At 72.9% G+C, this 26,060-nt stretch carries 8 protein-coding genes; 2 read left to right on the forward strand and 6 right to left on the reverse strand.

The window, feature by feature from the left end:
- Positions 1 to 156: 156 nt before the first annotated feature.
- Genes AB0O19_RS37285 through AB0O19_RS37305 form a run of 5 tightly spaced genes read right to left on the reverse strand, consistent with a single transcriptional unit; the run spans position 157 to position 23,560 of the window.
- Positions 157 to 19,482, reverse strand: coding sequence for an SDR family NAD(P)-dependent oxidoreductase (locus AB0O19_RS37285; protein ID WP_363626106.1), 19,326 nt, complete (start codon positions 19,480 to 19,482; stop codon positions 157 to 159).
- Positions 19,479 to 21,473, reverse strand: a complete 1,995-nt coding sequence (gene asnB / locus AB0O19_RS37290; protein WP_363626108.1) for an asparagine synthase (glutamine-hydrolyzing) — start codon at positions 21,471 to 21,473, stop codon at positions 19,479 to 19,481. The genes AB0O19_RS37285 and asnB overlap by 4 nt, the downstream gene beginning before the upstream one ends.
- A gap of 11 nt (positions 21,474 to 21,484) precedes the next feature.
- Complete coding sequence (locus tag AB0O19_RS37295; protein WP_363626110.1) at positions 21,485 to 21,739, reverse strand: phosphopantetheine-binding protein; 255 nt, start codon at positions 21,737 to 21,739, stop codon at positions 21,485 to 21,487.
- Positions 21,740 to 21,742: 3 nt separating this feature from the next.
- On the reverse strand, positions 21,743 to 22,588 hold the full coding sequence (locus AB0O19_RS37300) for an acyltransferase domain-containing protein (protein WP_363626112.1): 846 nt from the start codon (positions 22,586 to 22,588) through the stop codon (positions 21,743 to 21,745).
- Between the two features lie 9 nt (positions 22,589 to 22,597).
- Complete coding sequence (locus AB0O19_RS37305; RefSeq protein WP_363626114.1) at positions 22,598 to 23,560, reverse strand: LysR substrate-binding domain-containing protein; 963 nt, start codon at positions 23,558 to 23,560, stop codon at positions 22,598 to 22,600.
- Positions 23,561 to 24,326: 766 nt separating this feature from the next.
- Between AB0O19_RS37305 and AB0O19_RS37310 the strand changes: the two genes are divergently transcribed.
- A complete protein-coding gene (locus AB0O19_RS37310; RefSeq protein WP_363626116.1) occupies positions 24,327 to 24,905 on the forward strand; it encodes a MarR family winged helix-turn-helix transcriptional regulator in 579 nt (192 codons plus the stop codon).
- A gap of 493 nt (positions 24,906 to 25,398) precedes the next feature.
- Positions 25,399 to 25,947, forward strand: a complete 549-nt coding sequence (locus AB0O19_RS37315; RefSeq protein WP_363626120.1) for an ABC transporter ATP-binding protein — start codon at positions 25,399 to 25,401, stop codon at positions 25,945 to 25,947.
- Here the strand turns inward: AB0O19_RS37315 and AB0O19_RS37320 are convergent.
- On the reverse strand, positions 25,872 to 26,060 hold a 189-nt coding region (locus tag AB0O19_RS37320), incomplete at its 5' end, for an amidohydrolase family protein (RefSeq protein WP_363626118.1). The two genes, AB0O19_RS37315 and AB0O19_RS37320, sit on opposite strands and share 76 nt — an antisense overlap.

A 26,060-nucleotide genomic window follows, 5' to 3' on the forward strand; every position in this document is an offset into this window, starting at 1 on the left:
GCTGCGGGGCGACCTACCGCCCCCGGGCCGTTCCGCCCGGGGGGGACCCCCCCGCCGGCCTGGCCGGGGCGTTGCGCGTCCCGGGCGCCGTGGGCGCGATCCGCGACCTCGGTCGCGGCCCGGCTTCCGGGTTTCGGGGGCGGTCCGCGGAACGGCCTACCGCAGGCCCAGCTCCTTGCGGATGACCGCGTACCACTCCTCCGTCATGCGCCGCGCGGTGGCCTCGTCGAAGACGTTCGCGTCGTACTTGAGGAAGACCTTGAACCCCTCGCCGTCCCGGTAGGACTCGGCGGAGAGGACGTACTCCCCGGCGTAGGGCAGGTCGTCGAACAGCCGCAGGTCCAACTCGCCGGGCGCGGCCGGGGCCGCGTTGGTCAGCAGGTCGGCGCCGTCGAAGTTCTGGAACAGGAAGTTGGTCAGGACCAGCGGTTCGTCGTCCGCGCCCACGGCCCGGGCGATCTCCAGCAGCGGGTAGCAGCCGTGCTCGATGCCGCCGACCACCTTGCGCTGAAGGGACTTCAGCAGCTCGGGGAAGCCGCCGACGGCCGTGCAGCGGATCGGCAGGCAGTTCGCGAACTGGCCGACGACGTCCTGGAACCGCTCCTCGTAGCGGGCGACCGCCGTCATGCCGAGGACCAGGTCGTCCTGCCCGGTCAGCCGGTGCAGGAACCGCACGTACGTCGCGAACAGCACGGTGGCGACGCTGACCCGGTGCTCGCGCGCCGCGTCGGCCAGGGCGGCGGCCAGCGGCGGCGGCAGCTTGACCGTCGCCACGTCCACCCGGGGCATCCGCTTGGGGTCGTACGGCCGGTCGTAGGGCAGCGCGAGCGCCGGTCGATGACCTGCCAGCTCCCGCAGCCAGTAGTCCCGGTGCTGCCGCGCGCGCGGGCCGGCGAGCAGCGCCTCCTCCCAGGCGACGAAGTCGCCGTAACCGGCGCGGCTCAGGCTCCCCCGGCCCTGGTAGGCCTCCTTGAGCGTGCGGATCAGGATCGCCGTGGACGTGCCGTCCAGCAGGATGTGGTGCGCGGTGATCAGCAGCAGGCGCCGCCGCCCGGCGAGGGAGACCAGGTGCGCGCGGACCAGCGGGCCCGTCGCCAGGTCGAACGGGAGGTTCACCAAGTCCCGCAGCCCGGCCAGTTGGGCGGCGCGCTTGGTGGCCGTGAGGTCGACCCGTTCGAAGGACGGCGCCCGGCCCGGGTCGATGTCCATGAACGGCACGCCGTCCCGCTCGCCGAAGACGGCGCTCAGCACCGGATGGATGCCGCTCTGGGCGCGGACCGCCCGCTCCAGGGCGGCTTCGTCCAGCTCGCCGTGGATCTCGAAGAGGAGCGGGAGGTTGTAGGCGGTCGACTCCGGCGAGCGCTGCTGGTCGCGGTACATGGTCAGCTGGCCGCACGAGAGGTTCCACCGCTCGCCCGCCGGGCCGGCCTGGGCATCCGCCGTGGCCGTCGCGGCGGCCCCTGCACCGGCGAAGTGGGCGCACAGGCCGTCGACGGTCTCGACGTCGAAGAGCAGGGTCGCGGAGACGTCGTCACCGAACTCCTCGCGCAGGGCGTTGGTGAGCTGGAGGACCAGGATCGAGTCCAGGCCGTAGTGGGTGAGCGGGGCCGCGGTGTCGATCCGCTCGGCCGGGATGCCGAGCACGGCCGCGGCCTTGTCGAGGATGAGCGCGGACAGGTCGGAGCGCGACGCCGGTGCGGCGGAGGGAGTAGGGGCGGGCGCGTGGCTCGCGGCCGGCGGGGCGGGCGCGGGCTCCGGCCGGGGCGTCGGCACCACGGTAGGCACCGCAGCAGGTACGGCGACAGGCGCCGCGACAGGCGCCGCAGCAGCCGCCGGCCGGGTGACGCCCTTCGGCCTGGTCCCGACCGCCTGCCGGGCCACCCCGTCGCTCTCCGCCGCGATGACCTGCTGTCCCAGCGGCAGCGCCTGCGGCAGCGGGAACACCACCGTCCCGAAGCCCTCCCCCGCCAGCACGTCCCGCCAGTTCTCCGGCGACAGCGCCGGCGAGCCCGGGATCCGCAGCGACCGGTCGTCGAACAGCCACCAGCCTTCCAGCAGACCGAAGGTGACGTGGCTGAACAGGTCGAAGGCAGACAGCTCGTTCAGCAGCAGCCACCCTCCGGCCCGCATCGCGGCCTTGGCGTTGCGCAGGGTGTTGCGGGTGTCCTTGGTCGCGTGCAGCACGTTGGCCGCGATCACCAGGTCGAACCCGCCCTCGCCGACGTCCTGCCCGGCCAGCGGCCGTTCGATGTTGAGCAGTCGGCAGTCCAGGTAGGGCACGCCCGGCCCGTAGGTGGCGCGGGCGTGGTTGAGGAAGGCCTTGGAGAGGTCCGTGTAGACGTACGTCTCGATGCTCTCCTGGTACGGCTTGAGCGCGGCGAACATCCCGGCGCTGGTACCGCCGGTGCCGGCGCCGATCTCCAGGATCCGCAGCCGCGCCCCCGGTTCACGGCGCAGCCGCTCCGACACGACGGCGACGGCGGCGCCGGCCATGGCGCGGTTGAACACGTCCGCGACGTGGTTGTTGCGGTAGCAGCCCTCCACCAGCTCCACCGAACCGCGCGGGAACATGACGTCGGTGGGCCTGGTCCGGCCGGTCACGATGTCCGGCAGCGCCCGCAGCATGGCGGAGGCCAGCCGCAGTTCAGCCTTGCGGTCGGCGTCGGCCGACCAGGACTCGCACTGCCGGTCCCACTGTGCGAGCACGGCCTCCGCGAGCACGCCCGCCGTGGACACGGCCTCCGTCGGCCCGGCCGACACGGTGGCCCGCCGGGCGTGCTCCAGCCAGTCGGCGTACACCGGCAGGATCGCGGTGCGGTCGACGGTCGCCAGCTGGGCCGCCAGGACCTTCGCCAGCCACGGGTCCCGCTCGGTCCGGCGCCACCGCACGACCTCGTCCATCAGGCCGTCCACGCTCTCCGGCGCGAGCAACAGCTCGCCGCGCACCCGGGAGGGCGTCCGGCCGTGCACGGTGACCTGGGTGGCGCGGTCGAAGTTCGCCAGGGTGTTGTGCTGGTTGGTCTTCACGAAGGCCAGCTGCCGCTGTTCGCCGCCGAGCAGGGCGTCCAGGGCGGCGAGCCCCTCGCGCGGCTCGATCGACACCAGGCCGACCCGGCTCAGCCGCTCCCGGTAGAACTCGGAGGTGACGCTCCCGAGGTTGCCCCACCACCCCCAGTTCATGACCCTGACGGGGGTGTCCCAGTGCTGTCCGAGCGCGTGCGCGTAGGCGTCGCTGAAGGTGCAGCCGGCCGCGTAGTTGCCCTGGCCGGCCGCCGTCGTGAAGGACTGCATCGACGACAGCAGCACGGCGAAGTCCAGTTGCTCGCCGTCGAAGACCTCGGCCATCGCCGTCGTGACGTCGACCTTGGCCGCCAGCCCCGCGCGCAGGGTGGCCTCGTCCATCCGGGCGAAGGTGCTGTCCCGCAGGACGAGCGCGGCCTGCACGACCCCGTCGATCCGCGGGTGGCGCTCCTTGACCTCGCCGACGGCTCGGCGCAGCGCGGCCGGGTCCCCGGCGTCGGCGCTGAGGTAGCGGACGGTGCCGCGTCCCTGGACGGAGCGGAGCCGTTCCTCGATGGCCGCGTCGGGTGCGCTGCGGCCGATCCAGGTGACGTGCGCGCCGTACTGCCGCACCACGTGCTGGGTCCAGGCGGTGCCCAGGCCGCCGGCGCCGCCGATCACCACGTAGACGCCGCCCTCGCGGTAGACCGGTTTCGCGGGCGTCTCGCACGGCGCCCAGTGCCGGGCCAGCCACTGGCCGGCCCGTCGGACCCAGGCGTCCTCGGACGAGCGGGCGGGCAGGGCGGTGAGGTCGGCGGGCCAGTCGGGGCCGTCGAGGTCGACGCGCCGGACGGTCCACTGCTCGTACTCGCGCCCCAGGGAGCCGAACAGGCCGTGCAGCCCGGCGTGCGCCGGCTGGACGGGGTCGTCGGCGTGGGTGGCGAGCGCGCGGGTGGTGACCAGCGTGATCCCCAGCGGCCGGGCGTCGTACCCGGCTCCGATCAGCGCCTTGATCAGGCGGAACGCGGCGACGACGCCGTCGTTCTGGGCGGCCGTGTACCCGGCGGCGTCGACGGGGTCGAGCTTGGGCTCGGGCGCCGTCCAGACCAGGTGGTCGACCGGTCCGAGGTCGCGCAGTGCGGCGGTCACCTCCTCGACGGAGGCGGACGGCGGCAGCGGCCAGGTCAGGGCGCCGTCGAGCGGTGTCGGTCCGCCGACGACCAGGACCCGGTCGGTGTAAGCGGGCACGGGCGCGTCGGTCGCGGTGATCGAGTCCCAGACGGGCGCGTACAGCGCGGGTTCGCTCCGGACGGTGCGGCGCGAGGTGTAGCCGGTCAGCCGCACGCAGACCGCGCCGTCGGCGTCGACCAGGTCGATGTCGAGCTTGTCGAGCGGCCCGGCCGCGCCGCCTCGCACCACGGCCCACATCGCCGACTGGCACGGGGCGAACAGGTCGAGCCGGTCCAGGGCGAACGGCACGGCGGTGTCCCGCATGCCGGTGAGGTGGGGCGCGACGGCCGCCTGGATCGCCGAGTCCAGCATCGCGGGCGCCAGCGGTCCGGGCTCCGCCGAGCTGGGCAGGGCCAGTTCGGCGAGGACGAGACCGGAGCCGACGTGTGCCTGCCGGATCGCCCGCAGGCTCGGGCCGTGGTCGATGCCCATCGCCACCAGGGCCTCGTGGATCCGCTCGCCGGACACGGTCTCCCGGCAGTCCGCGCGCAGCGCGGCGAGGTCGACCGGTGCCGGGCGCGGGGCGTCGGACGGCGCGATGGCGCCCTCGCAGCACACGGTGGAGCCGGTGCCGATCTCGAACCGGTGCCCGCCCTGCTCGCTCGCGCGAACCTCGACCCGGACGTCGACCGGGGTGTCCGAGACCTCCAGCGGCTGCACCCACGTGACGTTGCGCATCCGCACCCGGGTGGCGCCCAGCGCCTTGCGGGCGAGGTCGAGGTAGGCGACCGCGGGCAGGAGGTGACGGCCCTGCACCACGTGGTCGCGCAGCAGGCCGTCCGTGCGGGTCAGCGTGACGTTGTTGCCGTTGCCGCTGGCGCCACTGTCACTGCTGCCGTTGCCGTCGGCGGTCGGGGCCCAGTGGCGGTCGCGGGCGAACGGGTAGGTCGGCAGCGGGATCCGTCGGCCCTCGGCGGGCGCCCGGTCCTCGTCGGGCAGCCGGGCCGGGACGGTGCCGTCCAGCACCCGGACCAACTCGTCGCGGTCACGGACCACGCAGGCGAAGCGGTGGGCGAAGCGCTCCCGGCCGACGGCCAGGGTGTAGGCGAGGTCACCGAGGTCGATCGACGCGTGGGCGCGGACGTGGAGCGCCAATCGGCGCCGCTGTTCGAGGAGTTGATCCTCCGTCCGCGCCGAGAGGACCACCACGTGGTCCGTCCGCGGCGCGGCGGCGGTGCGCGCGACGGCGTCGGCGACGGCCGGGGCCTCCTCGATCACCAGGTGCGCATTGGTGCCGCTGGCGCCGAAGGAGCTCACCACCCCGCACCGCGGCACCCCGGCGGGGCTCTCCCAGTCGTGGGTGCGGGTGCTCAGGTAGAACGGGCTTCCCGCCAGCGGGATCGCCTCGTTGGCGGCCTCGAAGTGCAGCGAGGCGGGGATCTTCCGGTGCTTGATCGCCAGCAGCACCTTCAGCACGCCCGCGATGCCCGCCGCGAACTGGGTGTGGCCGATGTTGGTCTTCAGCGAGCCGACCGCGCAGTACTCCGTCCGGTCGGTGCGGGCGCGGAACGCCCGGTTCAGCGCCTGGAACTCGATCGGGTCGCCGAGCTTGGTGCCGGTGCCGTGCGCCTCGACGAGTCCGATCCGCTCCACGTCGACGCCGAACCGCTCGTACACCTCGCCGAGCAGGCTCTCCTGGGACACCGAACTCGGCGCGGTGATCCCGTTGGTGGCGCCGTCCTGGTTGACGCCGCTGGCCTTGATCACGCCGTGGATGTGGTCGCCGTCGGCCAGCGCGTCCGCGAGCCGCTTGAGCACCACGACCCCGACGCCCTCGCCGGGCACGAAGCCGTCGGCGCGGTGGTCGAAGGTGTGGCAGCGGCCGGTCGGCGACAGCATCCCGGCGCGGCCCGCGAGCCGGTACAGCCGTGGCGTGGACTGGAGGAACACCCCGCCCGCCAGCGCCATCGAGGTCTCGCCGGACCACAGGTCCTTGCACGCCAGGTCGATCGCCACCAGCGAGCTGGAGCACGACGTGTCGACGGCGATCGCCTGGCCCTTGAGGTCGAGGAAGTACGACACCCGGCTCGGGATGACCGAGGTCATGTTGCCCCACAGGGTCTGCGCCGGCGCCTCCGGATCCAGCAGCCCCTGGTAGTCGCCGGCCCACGCCCCGACGTAGACGCCGCAGCGCGCCCGGCCCATCCGGCCCGCGTAGCCGGCGTCCTCCAGTGCCTTCCAGGACTCTTCGAGCAGCAGCCGCTGCTGCGGGTCCATCACCGCGGCCTCGGTGCCGGAGATGTTGAAGAACATCGCGTCGAACTCGTCGATGCGGTCGAGGAAGCCGCCCCGGGTGCAGGCGCTCAGGCCGTCGAGGTCGAACCGGGTCGCCTCGGTGACCAGGTCGTCGCCGTCGGCCAGGTGCGTCCAGAGTTCGTCCAGCGAGTCGGCGCCGGCGAACCGGCCGCTCATGCCGATCACCGCGATCGGTCCGCGCTCCGCGCTCCCGGTGCCGCTGTGCGGCTGCCCGGCCGCCACGGGCCGTACGGGCTGCACGACCGGTGGCGGGGCGCTCTCCCGTTCGTCGGCGGGCTCCGTCGCTCCCTCCGTGTGGACGATGACGCCCCGGTACTCGGCGAGCAGGTGCTCGGCCAGCCGGTCGGCCGTGCTGAAGTCGAAGACCACGCTCGTCGGCAGGTCCAGCGTCAGCGCGCCGTTGAGCTGGTCCACCACACGGATCGCCAGGATCGAGTCCAGGCCGTAGTCGGCGAACGCCAGCCCGCCCTCGACCTCCTCGACCTCCATCGCCAGCGCGCGGGCGATCTTCTCCCGCACCACGGCGGGCACGATCTCGTCCAGTCCCCTGTGCGCGACGGCGGGTTGGACGATCGGCGCCGCGATCGGTGCCGCGACCGGCGCGGGCGTCGGCACGGGCTCGGGTACGGCCGCGAGCGCGGGTGCCGGCGCCTGCCGGGTCAGGTCGCCGATCCAGAACCGCTCCTTGGCGAACGGGTACGTCGGCAGCGACACCACCCGGCGCGGCGCGCCCTGGTGCAGGCGCTCCCAGTCCACCTCGGTACCGGCAGCCCACAGCGCCGCGAGCTTGGACAGCTTGCCGGCCGCGATCCACTGCCGGACCAGCAGTTCCTGGAGGTCGCCGTCACCGGCGATCTCGGCGAGCAGTCCGCCGGATTCCCCGGCGGTGCCCCGGTGCCCCCGGCCGGCCCGCAGGGCCGCCCTCAGCTCCGCCATCGACGAGACGGCGACCGCGTACCGCTCGGCCATCGCCTCCCGCCCGACCTGGAGCGTGAAGGCCAGGTCGGCGAGGGCGGTGTCCGGGTTGCGGTCGAGGAATCCGGCCAGCCGGTCGACGGACGCGGTGAGCTGGTCGGGAGTCCTCGCGGAGAGGACGACGACGTGTTCGGCCTGTTCGGCCTGTTGGGGTTGTCGGGCTTGTTCGGCGCCGTTGTTCGCGCCGTCGGTGGGCTGCACGGAATACTCCTCGACGATCACGTGTGCGTTCGAGCCGCCGGCACCGAAGGAGGACACCGCCGCGATCCGCGGGCCGTCGGAGTGCCACGGGCTCAGTTCGCGCTGGACCCGGAACGGGGTCCGTTCGAAGCTGATGTTCGGGTTGAGCTGTTCGGCGTGCAGGCTCGGGACGAGTTGCCGGTGCTTGAGCTGGAGCAGGACCTTCGTCAGGCCGGCCACCCCGGCCGCGGCCTCCAGGTGGCCGATGCCGGACTTCACCGAGCCGATCGCGCAGAACTGCCGCTCCGCGGTGTCCTGTTCGAAGGCCTTGGTCAGGCCCGTGATCTCGATCGGGTCGCCCAGTTCGGTGCCGGTGCCGTGCGCCTCGACGTAGCCGACCTGCCGGGCGGAGACCCCGGCCTGGTCCAGCGCCCGCCGGACGACATCGGCCTGGGCCACCGGGCTCGGCACGGTGTAGCCGGTGGAACGGCCGCCGTGGTTGACGCTGGAGCCCCGGATCACCGCGAGCACGCGGTCCCCGTCGGCCACCGCGCGGGACAGCGGCTTGAGCAGCACGCACCCGACGCCCTCACCGGGCACGAACCCGTGGCCGCCGGTGCCGAAGCTGCGGCAGTGCTGGTCGGGCGAGAGCATCCCGGAGCGGCACAGCTCGACGTAGTCCAGCGGGTGCGCGTAGAGGTTCACGCCACCGGCGATCGCCACCTCGCAGGCACCGCGCCGGAGTTGTTCGCACGCCTCGTGGATCGCGGTCAGCGAAGCCGAGCACATGGTGTCGATCGTCAGGCTCGGCCCGCGCAGGTCGAGCAGGTAGGAGGCGCGGGCGCTCAGCGAGGCGAACGACAGGCCGGGCACCACGAGTTCGCCCGAGGGCAGCCGGCCCACCTCGTGCCGGGCGTGGCCGACCTTGGTGACGCCCGCGAACACCCCGACCCCGTGGCCGTGGCGCTCGGCGAGGCGCGCCCTCGTGTACCCGGCGTCCTCCAGCACCTCCCACGCCGCCTGCACGAACAGCCGCTCCTGCGGGTCCATGGCGTAGGCGTCGCGCGGGGCGATGCCGAAGAACCGGGGATCGAACGCGGCGAAGTCGTCCAGGAAGCCGCCCCACTTGCTGTAGCTGCGGCCGGTGGCCACCGCCGTGTTGCGGTCGGGCTCGAAGAAGCCGTCCAGCGACCAGCGGTCCACCTCGCGGACGCAGTCGCGGCCCGCCGTGAGGTTCTCCCAGAACTCGTCCAGGTCGGCGGCGCCCGGGTAGCGGCCGCTCAGCCCGATCACCGCGATCGGCTCGTCGGCGCCGGGCGCCGGCCGGTCGGGGACGGCGGTCGGCCGAGCGCTGGTGGCCCGCTGTTCGGCAGTCGCCGCCGGCTGGTCGCCCGCCACCGGCTGGTCGGCCGTGGCCGCCTGCGGGCGCGCCGGTTCCCGCTGGAGGCCGGCGAGTTGACCGGCCACGGCCCGCAGGGTCGGGTGCTCGTAGAAGATCGTCGAGGAGACCTCGGGGTAGGTCCGCACCAGCTCACGGTTGAGCTGGATGACCATCACCGAGTCCAGGCCGATGTCGACCAGCGGGCGGTCGGGGTCGACCGCGCCCGGGGCGAGCCCGCTGACCTCGGCGAACAGGGCGAGGAGGTGGCCGAGGACGTTCGGGTCGGCGCCACGGACGGGAGCCTCCGGAACGGGAGCCGTCGGTGCGGGAGTTGTCGGCGCGGCGGCCGGGGCCGGTGTTCCGGTCGGCACCCGCGTCGGGTCGCCGTGGTGCACCCACACCTGGTCCGCCCCCGCGTTCCAGGCGTCGACCAGCGCCGTGAGCCCGGATTCCGTGGGCATCGGCACCAGCCCCCGGTCCTCCCAGAGGTAGGCCCGGGTCCGCTCGCCGACCTGCATGCCGCCGTCCTCCCACAGCGGCCAGGCGATGGACAGGGTGCGCCCGCGGCGCAGCCCCTCGGCGACCCGCGCGTTGCGCACGGCGGCGAACTCGTCGAGGAAGGCGTTGGCGGTCGCGTAGTCGGACTGCCCCGGGTTGCCGGTGACGGCGGCGCCCGAGGAGAAGGTCAGCACGAACTCCAGCGGGCAGTGCCCGGTGGCCCGGTCGAGGTGCACGAGGGCGTCCACCTTGGTCGCGAGGACCTCGTCCCACTGCTCGGCGGTCTTGTCCGCGAGCAGCGAGTCCCGCACCACGCCGGCGGCGTGCACGATGCCGGTGACGGCGCCCGCCTCGGCGACCAGGTGCCGCACCTCCTCCCAGCGGGAGACGTCGGCGCGCACGTACCTCGCGTCCGCGCCGGTCTGCCGCAGCTCGGCGAGCAGGCGGTCGATCCGGCCGTCCTGCGGCGAGCGGCCGGCCAGTACGACGGTCGGCCGCCGGACGTCGGCGGCGATGCGCCGGGCCGTCGAGGCGCCGATCCCGCCGGCCCCGCCGGTGATCAGGTACACGCCGCCGTCCCGCCAGGGCTTGCCGGAGGCCGTTCCCGCACCCGGGCCCGGGAGTTCGGCCGGGGCCCAGCTGCGCGTGTGCCGGACGCCGTCGCGGTAGAGCACCAGGTCGTCGGCGGCGCGGGCGTTCTCCGCGACGGCGGCGGCCAGGTCGGTGCCGTGGACGCCGTCGACGCCGATGACCTGGCCGACGATCCGCGGGTTCTCCTTGGTGACGGTCCGCAGCAGGCCCGCGAGAGCGAGGTCCGCCGTGACGACCTGGACGAGCGTGGTGCCGTCCCGGGCGTCGAGGCCGCGGACGGTCTCCAGCAGTTGCCACGACAGGTCGCGGAACCGGCTCTCCGGCCGCTGCTTGGCCGTGTCGAGGCGGATCGCCTCGGGTACCTCCCCGTCGACCCCACACAGCACGACGACGCGCCGGTCGTACCGGCCGGTCGCGGCGACGGGCGTCGGCGTCCAGCGGGCGGTCAGCAGGGTCGTGCCGCTCTCCTGCCGGGTGCCGGGGGCCCAGAAGCGGTCCCGGGCGAACGGGTATCCGGGCAGGTGCGCGCGCCGGGGCGTGCCGTCGCCGAGCAGCGAACGCCAGTCGACGGCGCCCCCGCCGACCCACCGTCCGATCGGCTCCGGCTCGGCTCCGCGCTCGCCGGTGGCGACGAACGCCCGGAGCCCGTCGACGAGTTCGGAACGGGACGAGACGACCCAGCCGACCCGTTCCGCCATCTCCTCGCGGCCGACCTGGAGGCTCCACGCGACGGACCGCAGCGACACCTGCTCCGACTCCGGGGACTCCAGGTAGGCGAGCAGGCCCCGGGCCCGGTCGGTCAGCTGCCGGGCGGTGCGGGCCGACAGCGGCACCGCGACCGGCCCGCCGTCGCCCTCCCCGTCCCGGTCGCCGCGTACGTACTCCTCGACGACCACATGGGCGTTGACGCCGCCGAACCCGAAGCTGCTCACCCCGGCACGCCGCGGCGCGGGGCCGCCGGCACCGCTGCGGGGGCGCGGCCAGGCCTCGTTCTCCCGCACGATGTGGAACGGGCCGCCGGCCAGTTCGATGTACGGGTTGACCTCCTGGAGGTGCTGAGTCGCGGGCAGCACGCCGTGCTTGAGCGCGAGCAGCACCTTCAGCAGCCCGGCGATGCCCGCGGCCGACTCCAGGTGGCCGATGTTGGTCTTGACCGAGCCGAGGCCGCACGCCCCGTCGTCGCTGCGGCCCAGCCGGCGGAACGCGGTGCGCAGCGCCCGGACCTCCACCGGATCGCCGAGGGCCGTGCCGGTGCCGTGGGTCTCGATGTAGCCGATGGTGTCCGGGTCGAGGTCGCCGACGGCGGCCGTCACCAGCTCGGCCTGGGCGTCGGCGTTCGGCGCGGTCAGCGAGTTGGCCCGGCCGCCGTGGTTGTACGCGCTGCCCCGGATCACCCCGAGGATCGCGTCACCGTCGCGCTCCGCCGCCGCCAGCGACTTGAGCACCACCACCCCGACGCCCTCGCCCCGGACGTAGCCGTTCGCGCCCGCGTCGAAGGTCTTGCAGAGGCCGTCCGGGCTGAGCATGCCCGCGCGGTGCGCGCTGACGAAGGTGTCCGTGCTGAGCAGCACGTTGACCCCGCCCGCGACGGCCAGGTCGCAGGTGCCGGAGCGGATCGCCTCGATCGCGCGGTGCACCGCCACCAGCGAGCTGGAGCAGGCCGTGTCGATCGGCTCGCTCGGGCCGCGCACGTCGAGCAGGTAGGAGATGCGGTTGGCCAGGATCGAGTGCGTGGTGCCGGTCGAGGTGAAGGCGTCCGGTCGCACGCCGAGCGTGGCGAGCAGCGTCGCGTAGTCGTTGCCGGTGACGCCGATGAACACGCCCGTGTTGGTCGGCAGGTCGGCGGGTCGGTACGCGCTGTCCTCCAGCGCCTGCCAGACCGTCTCCAGGACGAGGCGGTGCTGCGGGTCCATCAGTTCGGCCTCGCGCGGCAGGATGCGGAAGAAGCCGGCGTCGAAGGCGTCGACGTCGTCCAGGGCTCCGATCCGTTGGGGGAAGTCCTGGGCCTCGATGGCTTTGCGCTGCTCCTCGTCGTAGCGGTGCAGCGGGAACGCGGTGACGGAGTCCTCGCCCGCCAGCAGGTTCGCCCAGTACTCGTCCAGGTCGCGGGCGCCCGGGAAGCGCCCGGCCGCGCCGATGACGGCGATCGGCCGGCGCGGGTCGGGCCCGGTGCGGACCGGCTCCGACTCCGACTCCGGCTGGGGCTGGGACTGGGGCTGGGACTGGGGTTCGACCTTGATCTTGACCCCGGCCTCGGCCTTCACCTCGGCCTTCACCTCGGCCTTCGCCGTGGCACCGTGCTCGTCGACCAGGTGGGCGCCCAGCGCCTCCAGGGTGCTGACGTCGAAGAACACCGCCGGGCTGACCACGACCCCGAACCGCTCGTGGATCTCCTTCGCGAAGGTCACCAGCGAGATGGAGTCGAAGCCGAACGCGTCCAGTCCGGTAGCCGGGTCGAGCTCCTCCGGCTCGAACTTGAGGATCTCGGCGGCGATGGAGCGCAGGACGTCCACGACACCCGACACCGCCGACACCGCTGGTACATCCTGCTCAGCCGGTACGACCGGCTCCCGCTCTCGCACCGGGCGGGCCTGCGGCGCCGGACGATCGCCCGGCGCCACCCCTCCGGTACCGCGCCGCACCCCGGCCAGCTCCCCGACGACCTCGCCCGTGCCCCCGAGCAGCAGGATCCGGTCGTCGCCGAGGACCACGTGCGTGACCGGCGAACCGGCCCGCACCCGGATCTCCCCGACCTGGTTGAGCGCGACCAGGGTCCAGTCCGGCGCCCCGGCGCGCTTGGCCTCCCACTGCACGCCCTGGGCGATCGCCGCGAGCACGAACGGCTCGACGGTGACGTTGCGCCGGACGTGGTCCTGCTGGAACGCGGGACTGCCGATGGTCAGCACCGTCCGGCCGTCCGGCGCGCGGAACACGCCCTCGACCGCGCACGAGGCCGGCTTGTAGTCCAGCCCGCCCTCGGCCAGTTCGGCCAGGAACTGCTCCCGGGTGAGGACCTCCCGCAGTCCGGCCGGCTCGACCCGGCCGGACGGCGCCGTGGCCGCCCCCCGCACGGTGAACTCGACCGCCGCCGTCCCGTCCCCGGTCCGGACGGTGCCGTGGCCGTCGGCGAACTCCGTGACGAGCCGCGTGGTCGTGGACCAGTCGACCGGCCGCAGCACGCGCAGGTCGTGGACCGACGCCTCGGCGGCGAACCCGCTGACCTTCGCGGCGGCCAGCGCGAGGTCCACCACGAAGGTGGGCACGATGGTCGGCGCCTTGGCCAGCCGGTAGCCGTAGTCGAGCAGGTCCGTGAGGTGGACGTCCATGGCGTAGCGCAGGCCCCGGACGTCGGATTCGTTGCGCCCCAGGAAGGGGTGCAGCCGCTCGCGCAGCGCCAGCGGGGCCAGCACGGACGGTGCGCCGTCGGTCTGCTCGATCCAGCAGCGCACCTTCTCGAACGGGTAGGCGGGCAGCGACACCCGGCGTGCCGTCGGCAGTTGGTCCCAGTCGACGCTCTTGCCGCCGGCCCAGGTGGCGGCGAGTTCGTGCGCGGGCAGCTCCCGCCGCCCGGCCAGGTAGCCGTCGACGGCCGCCAGCGCGGACCGCCGGTCCCCCGCCACGAACGCCCAGCGGTGCGGCAGTTCGTTCTTTCCGACCCGCAGGGTGTACGCGATGTCGGGGAGGTCGGCCTCCCGCGCCCCGGCGAGGTGGTCGCGGAAGACGGCCAGGTAGCGCCCGAGCGCGGCCTCGTTCATCGCCGAGAACACGAACAGCTGCTCACCGAAGGGCTCTTGGCGCACCGGCCGTTCGGGGTACTCCTCAAGGATGATGTGCGAGTTCATGCCGCCGGCGCCGATCGAGGTGATGCCGGCCCGCCGGGGGTGGGTGACCTGGCGGCCGTCCACCTCGGTGACCATCGGCTGCCAGTCGGCGAGCTTCTGCTGCACCTGGAACGGGGTGTCGGCGAAGTCGATGTCCGGGTTGAGCTCCGTGCTGTGCAGGGACGGCGCCAGCTTGCCGTGCCTCAGTTGGAGCAGCACCTTCGCCAGGCCGATCATGCCGGCCGCCGCGAGCAGGTGCCCCATGTTGGCCTTGACGGACCCGAGGGCGCAGAACTGGCGGTCCTCGGTGTACTTGCGGAACGCCGACGTCAGGGCGCGGACCTCGATGGGGTCGCCCAGCGCGGTGCCCGAGCCGTGCCCCTCGACGTAGCCGATCGTCCTCGGGTCGACGCCGGCGTCCTCGATCGCCTTCTGGATCGCGTGCGCCTGCATGCCCGGGTTCGGCACGGTGAAGCCGTTGCGCGTCCCGGCGTTGGACAGGGCGGTGCCCTTGATCACGGCGTACACGTGGTCGCCGTCGCGCTCGGCGTCGACCAGCGGCTTGAGCACGACCGCGCCGACGCCCTCGCCGAGGATGGTGCCGTCCACGCCGTGGCCGAAGCTGCGGATCACGTCGGAGGTGCCGGTGGTGAAGTGCTCCTCCGAGGAGGTGATCAGGTTGTACGGGTGCAGCATCAGGTTGACGCCGCCCGCGACGACCATCCGGCACTCGCCGGCCCGCAGCATCTGCACGGCCTGGTGCACGCACGTCGACGAGGCGGAGCACATGGTGTCCAGGAAGATCGACGGCCCGGTCAGGCCGTAGAAGTAGGACAGCATGTTGGGCAGCGTCCCGGTGTAGCTGCCGCTCTGCGGCGCGCCCCTGGTCAGGCTGTTCTGGAAGCCGTACAGGTTGTAGTGGTTGCTCATGGTCCCGACGAGCACGCCGACGTCGCCCTGGTAGCGGCGGTGGATGGTCTGCCGCGAGTAGCCGGCGTCCTCCAGCGCCTCCACGCCCGACTGGAGGAACAGCCGCACCTCCGGGGACATCTGCTCGGCCTCGCGCTTGGAGATGCGGAAGTAGCGGGGGTCGAACTTGTCGAGGTCGCGCAGGAAGGTCCCGGTCCGGATCACGCTCTTGCCGCGGACGGACCGGTCGCTGTCGTGGATGGCCTCGTGGCCCCAGCGGTCTGCGGGCACTTCCTCGAAGGTGTGCCGGCCGTTCTCCAGCAGCTCCCACAGCTCGTCCATCGTGTCGGCGCCGGGGTAGCGCCCGGACACTCCGATGATCGCGATGTCGTGCCGGTCGTCGCGCGCGGGTTCGCGGACCACGGTGACGGCGGACGCGGCCGGGGCCTCGAACCGGGCGGCCGGGGCCTCGGGCTGGACCGCGGGGGCCTCGGTCTGAACGACCGGGGCTGCCGAGGCTTCCGGGGTCTCCGCGGTTTCCGGGCTTTCCGGGGTTCCGGCCGGACCGGTCGCCCCCAGCACCGCCTCCAGCTGCGCCCGCCTGGTCTCCACGAAGTGCGCGGCCACCTCGGCGATGTTCAGGTACTCGAAGAAGATCGTCTTGGACAGCGGCCCGAACACCTTCTCCAGCTGGGCGGTCACCCCGAGGATGCTCAGCGAGTCGATGCCGTACTCGATGAGGTTGGTGGCCGACTCGATGTGCTCCGGGTCGTGCCGCAGGACCTCGGCGACGACCCCCCTGAGCAGTTCCTCGGTGCGCCGCAGCAGGTCGCCCTCGCCCGCGCCGCCTGACGGAACAGCGGACGAGGCGGTGGCCGGGGCCACGGGGGCCGGGGCCGCCCGGCGTTGCGCGGCCAGGGTGGCCTTGGCGCCGTAGGCGACGACGAGGTGCGCGGGGGCGTCGGCGAGCAGGGCCCGGCCGAAGGCGCGCAGCCCGTCCTCGGTGGGCAGGTCCTCCCAGCCGCGCTCGCGGCGCAGGGAGTCGCGGGTGACCTCGTCCAGCGTCATGCCGCCGTCGGCCCACAGCGGCCAGCTGATCGCGACGGTCCGGCCGCTGCGCTCGCCCGCGTCGACCAGCGTCCGGCGGTGCCGGGCGAAGGCGTCCAGGAAGGCGTTGGCCGCCGAGTAGTCGGACTGCCCCGGGCTGCCGTAGACGCCGGCGACCGAGGAGAAGAGCGCGAAGAACTCCAGGTCGAGGTGGCGGGTGGCGGCGTCGAGGTTGAGCGTGCCGCGGACCTTCGGCGCCGTCACCAGGCGGACGTCGGCCAGGTCCTTGCGCAGCAGGTACTGGTCGCGCAGCAGGCCGGCCGCGTGCACGACGCCGTCGAGCGACCCGTGCTCGCGCACGATCGTGTCGACCGCGGCGCGCACGCCTGCGGCGTCGGCGACGTCGACCGGCAGGTAGTGCGCGTCGACCCCTTCCGCGCGCAGGGCGTCCACCGAGCCCGCCGGGGAGCGTCCGCTCAGGACGACCGTCGCCCCCGCGCGGCCCAGGTAGCGGGCGAGGTGGCGGCCGATGCCGCCCAGGCCGCCGGTGACCCAGTAGACGCCGCCGGCCCGCAGCGCGGGCACCTGCGGTCCGGCGTCCAGTCGCGTCTCGACGGGCTCCAGCACCTGCCGGGTGCCGTCGGCGGTGTAGCGGACCTCGGTGTCGGCGGAGTCGTCGGCGCACTCCTCCCGCACGATCCGCGCGAGCTGCTCGGCGGAGGCCGCGTCCAGGCCGGCGACCCGGACGACCCGGCCCGAGACGAGCGGGTTCTCCAGGGCGACGGTGCGGAACAGGCCCGCCAGCGGTGCGTGGAAGTGGGCCGGCACCCGGGCGTCGACCAGGGCCACGAAGCGGTGCCCGGTCCGGGGAGAGGACGCGAGCACCTGCTGGACCTCGGCGAACACCTGCTCGGTCGCGGCGTCGACGCCGTCGGCCGGGCTCGCCCGGGTGATCTCCGGCAGGGTCAGGAGGTGCGCGGTGCGGGTGGCGCCGCCGTCCGCGTCCAGCGGCCGGTCGGTCCACCGGGTGGTCGCCGTGACGACGCGCGGGCCCGCGTCGGTGGTGCGCTGGGCGAGCCCCCGCAGGCTGGCGCTGATCACGCCGTCGCCGTCGCACAGGTCGATGTCGAAGGTGGTGAGCGCCCCGGAGCCGGCGCTGCGTCGCACCCAGGCCCAGGTCTCGGCGGGGCAGGGCCGGTACACCTGGAGCTCGTCGAGGGTGAAGGGCAGCGTCGGGCCGGCGGCGGCGCCCGTCAGGACCACGGAGGTCTGGAAGGCGGCGTCCAGGACGCTCGGCGGCAGCACGCAACCGTCGGCGCCGGTGGTCCGGATGCGGGCGATCGCCTCGTCACGGCCCAGCCGGAGCCCGCGCAGCGCGCGCATGGCCGGGCCGTACTCCAGGCCCTGGGCGCGGAAGGCGGCGTAGACCTCGTCGGTGCCGCGGGTGGTGCGGCAGGCGGCGCGCAGGGCGTCCAGGTCCAGCGGCGGCGGGTCCGGCAGGGTGACCAGTCCGGCGGTGCCGGTGCTGTGGACCGTCTCCCCCTGCCGGAACTCGAACGCGATCGCGTCCTCGCGCGGCGTCAGCGCGAGGTCGATGTCGACCGGTTCGCCGACGACGATCGGCCGCAGCCACGCGAGGTCGCGCAGCCGGACGGCCCCCTCCCGGGCCGCCGCGCGCTCCACGGCGGCGCGCGCCATCTCCAGGTACGCGACCGCGGGCAGCACCCGCCGGCCGCGGACCAGGTGCGAGGCCAGGAAGGGCTCGGCGCCGGTGAACGTGGAGGTGTAGCGCTGCTGCGCCAGGTCGGAGGTGTTGCGGTGGACGAGCGGGTGCAGCAGCACGGCGCCCGGCGCCTCGGCCGGCGGCGTGACGTACCAGTGCCGGTCCCGGGCGAACGGGTAGGTCGGCAGCCGGACGCGACGCGCCCCGGGATGCCCGGGCCAGTCGGCGCCGCCCCCGTTCGCCCAGTCCTGCGCCGCCGCGACCAGTTCGGCCCCGGCCCCGGCGGGGTTGCGCACCTCGCCGTCCGCGACGGACTCCAGCGCGGCCGCGAGCTGCTCCCGGTCCGAGACCAGGAACACGGCCCGGACCCGCATCGCTTCGCGGCCGACCTGGAGCGTGTGGGCGATGTCGGCCAGCGCCTGGCGCGGCCGCAGCGGGGTCTCCGGTGCCAGCAGGTGGTCCCGCAGGCCGCCCGCGAGCACCCGCAGCCGCTCCAGGTTCTTCGCCGACAGCGGGACGACGTACGGCCCCGCGGGCTCGGCGGTGCGGTCGGCCGGCCCGCCGAGGTGCTCCTCCAGCAGCACGTGGGCGTTGGTCCCGCCGAACCCGAACGAGCTGACGCCGGCCCGGCGCGGCACCCCGTCGCCGCCCGGCCACGGCCGGGTGTCGCCGACGATGTAGAACGGGCTGCCGTCCAGGTCGATCAGCTGGTTCCTGGTCCGGAAGTTGACCGTCGCCGGGAGGGTCCCGGCGGCCATCGCGCCGATCACCTTGACCACGCCGGCCACGCCCGCGGCCGATTCCAGGTGGCCGATGTTGGTCTTGATGGAGCCGATGCCGGTGCTGTCCGGCCGCGGTGACGTCCCGTGGGCGTCGTGCAGGCTCTGGAAGGCGCGTTTGAGGCCGACGATCTCGATCGGGTCGCCGACCGGCGTGCCGGGACCGTGGGCCTCGATGTAGCTCACCGTCTCGGGCGTCACACCGGCGCGGGTGTAGACGTCCTCGATCAGCGCGGCCTGGGCGGCCGGGTTGGTGACGGTCAGCGAGTTGGTCTTGCCGCCGTGGTTGGTGCCGACGCCCTTGATCACCGCGTGCACGGGGTCGCCGTCCGCCAGTGCCCTGGCCAGCGGCTTGAGCAGCAGGACGGCGCCGCCCTCGCCCCGGACGAAGCCGTCCGCGTCCTGGTCGAAGGCGTGCGAGCGGCCGGTGGGCGAGAGCATGCTCGCCTTGCTGAACGCCACGAACAGCTTCGGCGACCAGCACAGGTTCACGCCGCCGGCCAGCGCCAGGTCGCAGTCGCCGTTGTGCAGGGCGGCGACGGCCTCGTAGAGCGAGACCAGGGAGCTGGAGCAGGCGGTGTCGTTGGCGATGCTGGGGCCGTGGAAGTCGAAGTAGTAGGACAGCCGGTTGGCGACGATCGAGTAGGCCGTGCCGGTCGGGAAGTAGGCGTCGGTCGGCACGTCGTCGCGTTCGATCAGCTCGGCGTAGTCGCCGTGGCACAGGCCCATGAAGACGCCCGTACGGCTGCCCGCGAGTTCGCCCGCCCGGTAGCCCGCGTCCTCGATGGCCTTCCAGGCCAGCTCCAGCGCGAACCGCTGCTGCGGGTCCATCGTCTCCGCCTCGCGCGGGGAGATGTTGAAGAAGGCGGCGTCGAAGCGGTCGGCGTCCTCGACGAACCCGGCCCAGACGCTGTACGTCTTCTCCTCGCCGCCGCGCGGATCGCCGAAGTAGCGTTCCTTGGACCAGCGTTCGGCGGGCACCTCGGTGATCAGCGAGCGTCCGGCCGCGAGGTGGTCGAACAGCTCGACGAGGGTGTCGGAGCCGGGGAACCGCAGGGCCAGCCCGATGATCGCGATGTCGTCGGTACTCATCGGCTCTCCCCCACTCGCTGCACGGCACGGCGGTTGTCCACGGTCACCCGCAGGTTCAGCGCGGCGCTCGACGCGCCGGCCGGCGCCGTACCGCTGCCCCGCACGAACTGCTGGTGGAGCACGGCGGTCGTCAGCAGGTAGAGGAAGGTCTGGTCCTCCTTGGTGCTGACCTCCTCCACCGGCGAGGTCATGACCTTGTCGACCAGGCGCCGGGCGAACTTCGCGTCCAGGCAGCCGATCCCGGCCAACTCGTGGTCGGACAGCAGCAGTTCCAGGTAGTCCGGGCGGCTGTCCTTGAAGGCGGCGCTGCCCGGCGCGCGGTAGGGCTGCTTGGGGCGGCTGGTGGTCCACTCCGGGAGCTCGGCGCGGAACGCCTTCTTCAGGATGGCCTTCTCGACCTGGCCGTCGTCGTAGCGCAGGTTCACCGACGCGGCCGCACGCACCACCGCGGGGTCGAGGAACGGGCAGCGGTTCTCCACGCTGTGCGCCAGCGCGGCCCGCTCACCCTGCGTGGACAGCAGGAATCCGGGCAGCAGCGTCTTGTACTCCAGCCACTGCGCCTTGTGCATCGCGGGCATGTCCGGGTAGCCGGGAGTCCCGGCGACGAGGTCGAGCAGGTCGGCGAACGGGTCGATCCGGTCGGCGAGCAGCCGGGCCGCGAACCTCCCGTTCTGGTACCGCATCTCGTGGGAGAACAGGCCCGGCAGCCGTTCCACCGAGAACTGCTGGTACAGGCCGAGCAGATGGGCCTGGTGGGCGGAGCCGAAGTGCTCCAGCTCCGGGTGCAGGCCGGCCAGCCGGGTGCGGCGCTCGCCGTCGGTCAGCTCGTTCCACCGCGCGCGCAGCAGGGTCTCGCGGAACAGCGAGTAGCCGAGGAAGGCCTCGTCGGCGCCCTCGCCACTGAGGATGGTCTTGATCCCGGCGTCACGGACGTGCCGGGACAGCAGGAACATCGGCACGAACGAGGTGCGGAAGGTCGGAACCTCCGCGTGGTACACGGCGGCCGGGAAGTGCTCGGTGATGTCCTCACTGGTGATCGGGACCGCGGTGTGCAGGGTGCCCAGGTGCTCGGCGACCAGGCGCTGGCTGTCGGACTCGTCGAAGGACTTGTCCTGGAACGCCACCGAGAAGGTGCGGACCTCGTACGGGGAGAGCTGGGTGGCCAGCCTCGTCACGATCGAGGAGTCCAGGCCGCCGCTGAGGTAGACGCCGACCTCGACGTCGGAGCGCAGCCGCAGCTCCACGCTGGTGCGCAGGGTCTGCCGGAGCATGTCGATCGCCTCGGCCTCGGTGCCGTCGAAGCCGGGCACGTCGAAGTCGAGGTCCTCGTAGGGGCGCAGCGAGCGGCGGCCCGCGCTGATGGTCAACACGGAGCCCATCGGCAGCTGGCGCACGCCCCGGAACGGCGTGCGGTCGGGCAGCGGCGTCCACGCGGCGTAGGTGGTGGCCAGCTCCCTCGGGTCGAACTCGAAGCGGAAGCCGGGGAAGGCGCGGAACGCCTTCATCTCGGACGCGAACAGGAAGTCCCCGCCCGCGTCGGCGTAGAACAGCGGGCGCTTGCCGTAGCGGTCGCGGGCCAGCACCAGGTCACCGGTCGCCGCGTCCCTGATGGCGACGGCGAACGCGCCGTTGAACCGGGTGAAGCAGTCCGACCCCCACTGGATCCAGGCCTGGAGCACGACCTCGGTGTCGGAGTGGTCGGTGCGGAACGGGCGGCCGAGGCGCTCCAGTTCCGCGCGGAGTTCGATGTGGTTGTAGATCTCGCCGTTGAAGCAGATCCAGTAGCGCCCGGAGGGGTCGGACATGGGTTGCGAGCCACCGGCGAGGTCGACGATGGCCAGCCGCACCGCCCCCATGGCCATGCCGTCGTCGAGGTAGTAGCCCGCCTCGTCCGGCCCGCGGTGGTGGATTTTCGACAGCATCGAGGTGATGACCTCGGCGGTGGCACCGGGGTGCAGCGAGGTCGAGAGGAAACCAGCCAGCCCGCACATGATCCGTCCTTCTACTTCTTCGCGGAGATCTTCTTGGTGACGAACTCGTCGATCGCGGTGAGCGAGACGAAGACGTTCACGAGGATGTCCTCCGGGGAGATCTCGACGGAGAACTCGGACTCCAGGAACTTCATCATCCTGACGTAGCCGAACGAGTCGATGACCCCCGCCTTGAACAGGTCGGTGTCCGGGGTGATCACGTCGTCGAACTCGAAGAGGAAACGGTCTTCCAGGTACAGCCGGATCGTGTCCGTCGTGGTTGCCATGTGTCAGACTCCAGCCCTGATTTTGAACACCATGTGAGTGAGGGCCAGGCCCCCGATTTCGGTGAATTCCAGCTCGGCGTCGCCGTCGAGCAGCCCGCGGACGCTGTCGGTCCAGCGCACCGGGGCGACCAGCTGCTCCGTGAGCATGCGCGTCACCTGTCCCGGCTCGTACGGCCGGCCCGTGACGTTGGAGATGACGGGGGTGTCGGGATCGGCGAACTCGAACTCCGTCAGGAACTCGGCGAACCGCACCCTGGCCGGCTCCATGTACCGGGAGTGGAAGGGCGCGCTCACCTTGAGCCGTACGAAGCGGATCTCCCGGCGCTCCAGGCACGCGTGCGCCGCGTCCAGGACCGGCGGGGTGCCCGCGATGACCACCTGCGAGCCGGTGTTGAGGCCGGCGATGTCGACGCCGTCGACGCCGTCCTCCGCGAGGATCTCCAGCAGTTGTCCGGGCGGCGTGTTCATGACGGCGGTCATGCCGCCCTCGGAGGCCGCCGCCATCAGCTCGCCGCGCTTGGCGACCAGCCGCAGCCCCGTCTCGAAGGCGAAGGACCCGGCCGCGAGCAGCGCGTTGTACTCGCCCAGGCTGTGCCCGAGGTAGACGTCCGCCTCCCGGTCCCCGTGGTGGACCCGCTCGAAGGTCCGCAGCGCGTTAACGACGAACAGCGCCGGCTGGGTGTACTCCGTGCGGCCCAGCAGGCCGTCCGGGTCCTCCGTGCACAAGGAGACCAGGTCGTACCCCAGCACGTCCGAGGCGTACTGGACCAGCCCCGGGTACCGTTCGAAGACCTCTGCCCCCATTCCCTTTTCCTGACTTCCCTGACCAGCGAAGATGACTGCCAGCACGACGCTCCCTCAACCCATGACTACCTGCTGACCTGCACTGACCTGCGCCCGACCCGCCCCGACCTGCCCCCGGCCCGCCCCGACCGCGACCGCGGATCTGAGCACGTCCAGGAACGCCCTGCCGCGGCTGCTCATGGCCAGCTCGGGCATCACGGCCGCGCCCAGGGTCGCGGGCGGCAGGTCTCCGACCAGCTCGACCTCGCGGACCCTGCCCCCGTCCAACGTCGTTGCGGTTCGGGCGGGTTGATACATCAAGGCGAACCCGGCACCGGCGGCCACCAGGCCGCGCAGCGTCTCGATGCTCGCCGCCTTCACCACCCGCGGCATGCGGACGCCCGCGCGGGAGAACATCCGCTCGGCGTGGCGGAGCACGCTCGGGACGTTCAGGGCGACCAGCGGTCGACCGGCCAACTCGTCCAGAGCGAGCGGGCCGGCCAGGCCCGACGGGTCGTCATCCGCCAGCAGGGCGTGCACCGGCAGATCGACCAACGGGTGGAACCTGGCGTCGCCCGCCAGGAAGTCGTACGTCACCGCCAGTTCGCACCGGCCGTCCCGGAGGAACTCCAGCAACCGGTCGGCGGACGCCTCGTGGAGGTTCAGCTCCAGCGCCCGGTGCCGTTCCCCGGCCAAACGGTGGACCAGCGGCAGCAGGAACGGGGCGATCGGGAAGAAGAACCCGACGTCGAGCTGGCCTGCCGTGTCGCCCGCCAGGGCGTCGCCCTGCGCCTTGAGGCTCCTGGCCTGCCCCAGCAACGCGCGCGCCTCCCGCAGCAGGTGGCGACCGCTCGGCGTCAGGGAGACCCCACGGGCATGGTGACGGAGCAACAGCTGAACACCGAGCTGACGTTCCAGCCGCATGATCGCCGACGAGACCGTCGACTGCGAGGCGCACAGCTTCTCCGCCGCCTCCGAGATGTTGCCGATCTCGGCGGAGACGACGAAGTAGCGCAATTGAGTGAGACTGAATCCCAAGCGATCGGTCATAGCGCGCGGAAACCTTTTCCCGGAATCTGTCCATGCGGATTTTCGGGGTCGGCGGTGCGACCGCCGGAGAAATTCTGAATTCGGTGACGAACCACGGACGATCAGCCCGCGGCGGATCCGTGAACAGCGCGCCAGGGCATGGAAAACAAGCCTCTGTGCGCAGAATGAAGCCCGCCGGCGACGGCCACGGCGGCCGCCCCTGCGGAGCTGGCCACCTGGACGCGTCCCACGTCGGACTGTTCGAAGCGTTCGAGCGGTACGGCGAGTTCATACCCGCCGAGGCGTCAACTCGACTTTCTCGGTCGACTATCGAGCAATGCGGCCCGGCTAGCGGCCGGGTCCGGTCTCCTTGATGCCAACGCAACGCGCAAATGGCTGGACACCAAGCTATTCCGGTCCAGTACTATCTGCCGGAGGTAGACCGATCCCGGAATCGTTCCAGGGAACGGGATGACGGGGACATGCGCGATGACCATGGTGACACTTTCCTCAGCTCCGGTCATAGACGAGAAGCTATCGGGCGGGATGTCGCGGTCCAGGCTCATGTGACATGAGCAGATCAACTACACAGAGAGCAAAAAACGGACAAGTCTCCGATGAGCGTGCCCAGGTCGCCCAGCTCGAAGCGGGCCACGTGTCATACGGTAACTGAAAGGTTACCGGTTAACAAGTTGGAGCATGTGCACGAATGGATGAAACGCAGGCGGTATGGCAGCTGTGGGTACAGAGCCGTCCTGACCTCGACCTTTCGTCGATGGAGATCATCGGCGGCCTCCGACACGCCCATGCGATGCTGGAGTTCCTCCTTGAACCGGTGTTCGAAGCGGCGGCCGTCAGCTCCTCGGAGTTTGACGTGCTCTACCACCTCCGCCACTCGACCGAGCCGACGATCGCGCGCCGCCTCGCCGCCTCGATGGGACGGTCGCCGGCCGCGCTGAGCAAGGCGCTGGCCAAGCTGGAACGGCGCGCCCTCGTGGTCCGGACGGTCAACCCCGCCGACCGGCGCGCCGCACTGGTCTCCATCACCGAAGCGGGCGCGGCCGCCGTCGACGACGTCATGCCCAAGCGCCTGGCCATCGAACACCAGGTCCTCGGGGCACTCGGCGACGAACAGAGCGAGCAGGTCCGGATCGCCCTGCGGCGCCTCGCCGAAGCCGTCGAGACCCAGGCCCTCCGCGGCCGGCCCACCGGCCCGGAGACCACCACCACTGCTCCGGCCTGGACTCCGCCGCGTTCACCGTCACGCGAGTCCCCGTCCCGCCCCCCTCGGGCGCCCCGGCGACAGCTCGCCAACGCCAAGCACCCCCGAAGCGGCTACCCGACGGAGCTTTGAGCGGTACCGCCATCGGTGACTCGACTCGGCCGACAACACGTGGACTTCGGGCCCGGCGGCGATCGCGATCCTCGAAGCCGAAGTGGTGCCCGGCGCCCCACCGCGGACGCCGGAGGATGAGCGGCCGGGCGACGGGCACACCGGCGGCCGCCGACTCGTGCGGAACAGCCCGCCAGCAGAGCTGGCGGGCACCTGGTCGAGCACGGCGCCACCCGACACCTGGCCGGGCACGGGGCGGACGAGCTGTTCACCGGGGGCGCCGCCTATCTGCACACGCTCTTCCGCCGCCGCCCGGTGACCGCCTGGCGGCAGTTGCGCGCCCACCGAGGACGGCAGCGGGGCGACGACGGCCGGCCGCACCGCCTCCGGACCGCAACCGGACCAGGGCCCGCCGTCGGCGCCTTCGCTGGAGATCCGCGATCTGCGGTTCGGCCACAGCCCCGACGCACCGGTCCTCCGGGGGTTGTCGCTCACCGTTCCCGCGCACGCGCCGGTGGCCCTGGTCGGCCCGTCCGGGGCCGGAAAGTCGACCGCCTTCGCCCTGATCAACCGCTTCTACGAGCCGTGGAGCGGCAGCATCCGCATCGACGGGCGGCCCGCCACGGACCTCGGCCTCGCGGAATGGCGCTCACACCTCGGCTGGGTCGAACAGGACTGCCCGCTCCTGCACGGCACCCTGCGGGACAACCTCTGCTACGCCGCCCCGGACGTCACCGACGACCGGCTCTGGGAGGTCCTCGACCTCGTCAACCTCACCGGGAAGGCGCACGGCCTGACGGCGGGCCTCGACACCGAGGTCGGGGAACGCGGGGTGCGCCTGTCCAGCGGCGGACACCGTCGTCATGCTCTCCGACGGCACGGCCGCCGCCACCGGTACGTACGCCGAGCTCCTCCGCACCGACCCGGGATTCCAGCAGCTCTGCGGACACCGGCGGACCGCGGACCGCGGCTCCGCCACCCCGCCGGTCAGCCGGCCCGGGGCAGCAAGCGTTCGCCGCCGAGGACCCAGCGGCCGCGGCGCATGACGGCGACCAGGTCGTAGCCCTCGGAGTCGAGCACGACCAGGTCGGCCTGCTTGCCGGCCTCCAGCGAGCCGATCGAGTCGGCGAGGCCCAGCAGGCGGGCCGGGGTGGCGGACAGCGACTCGACGGTCTG

This window comes from Kitasatospora sp. NPDC091276, from assembly GCF_040684355.1.
Lineage (GTDB): Bacteria > Actinomycetota > Actinomycetes > Streptomycetales > Streptomycetaceae > Kitasatospora.

Bases quoted from the DNA above. Each gene is read 5' to 3' on its own strand.
- AB0O19_RS37285 (WP_363626106.1), bottom strand. From the start codon at position 19,482: ATGAGTACCGACGACATCGCGATCATCGGGCTGGCCCTGCGGTTCCCC.
- asnB (WP_363626108.1), bottom strand. From the start codon at position 21,473: ATGTGCGGGCTGGCTGGTTTCCTCTCGACCTCGCTGCACCCCGGTGCC.
- AB0O19_RS37295 (WP_363626110.1), bottom strand. From the start codon at position 21,739: ATGGCAACCACGACGGACACGATCCGGCTGTACCTGGAAGACCGTTTC.
- AB0O19_RS37310 (WP_363626116.1), top strand. From the start codon at position 24,327: ATGGAGATCATCGGCGGCCTCCGACACGCCCATGCGATGCTGGAGTTC.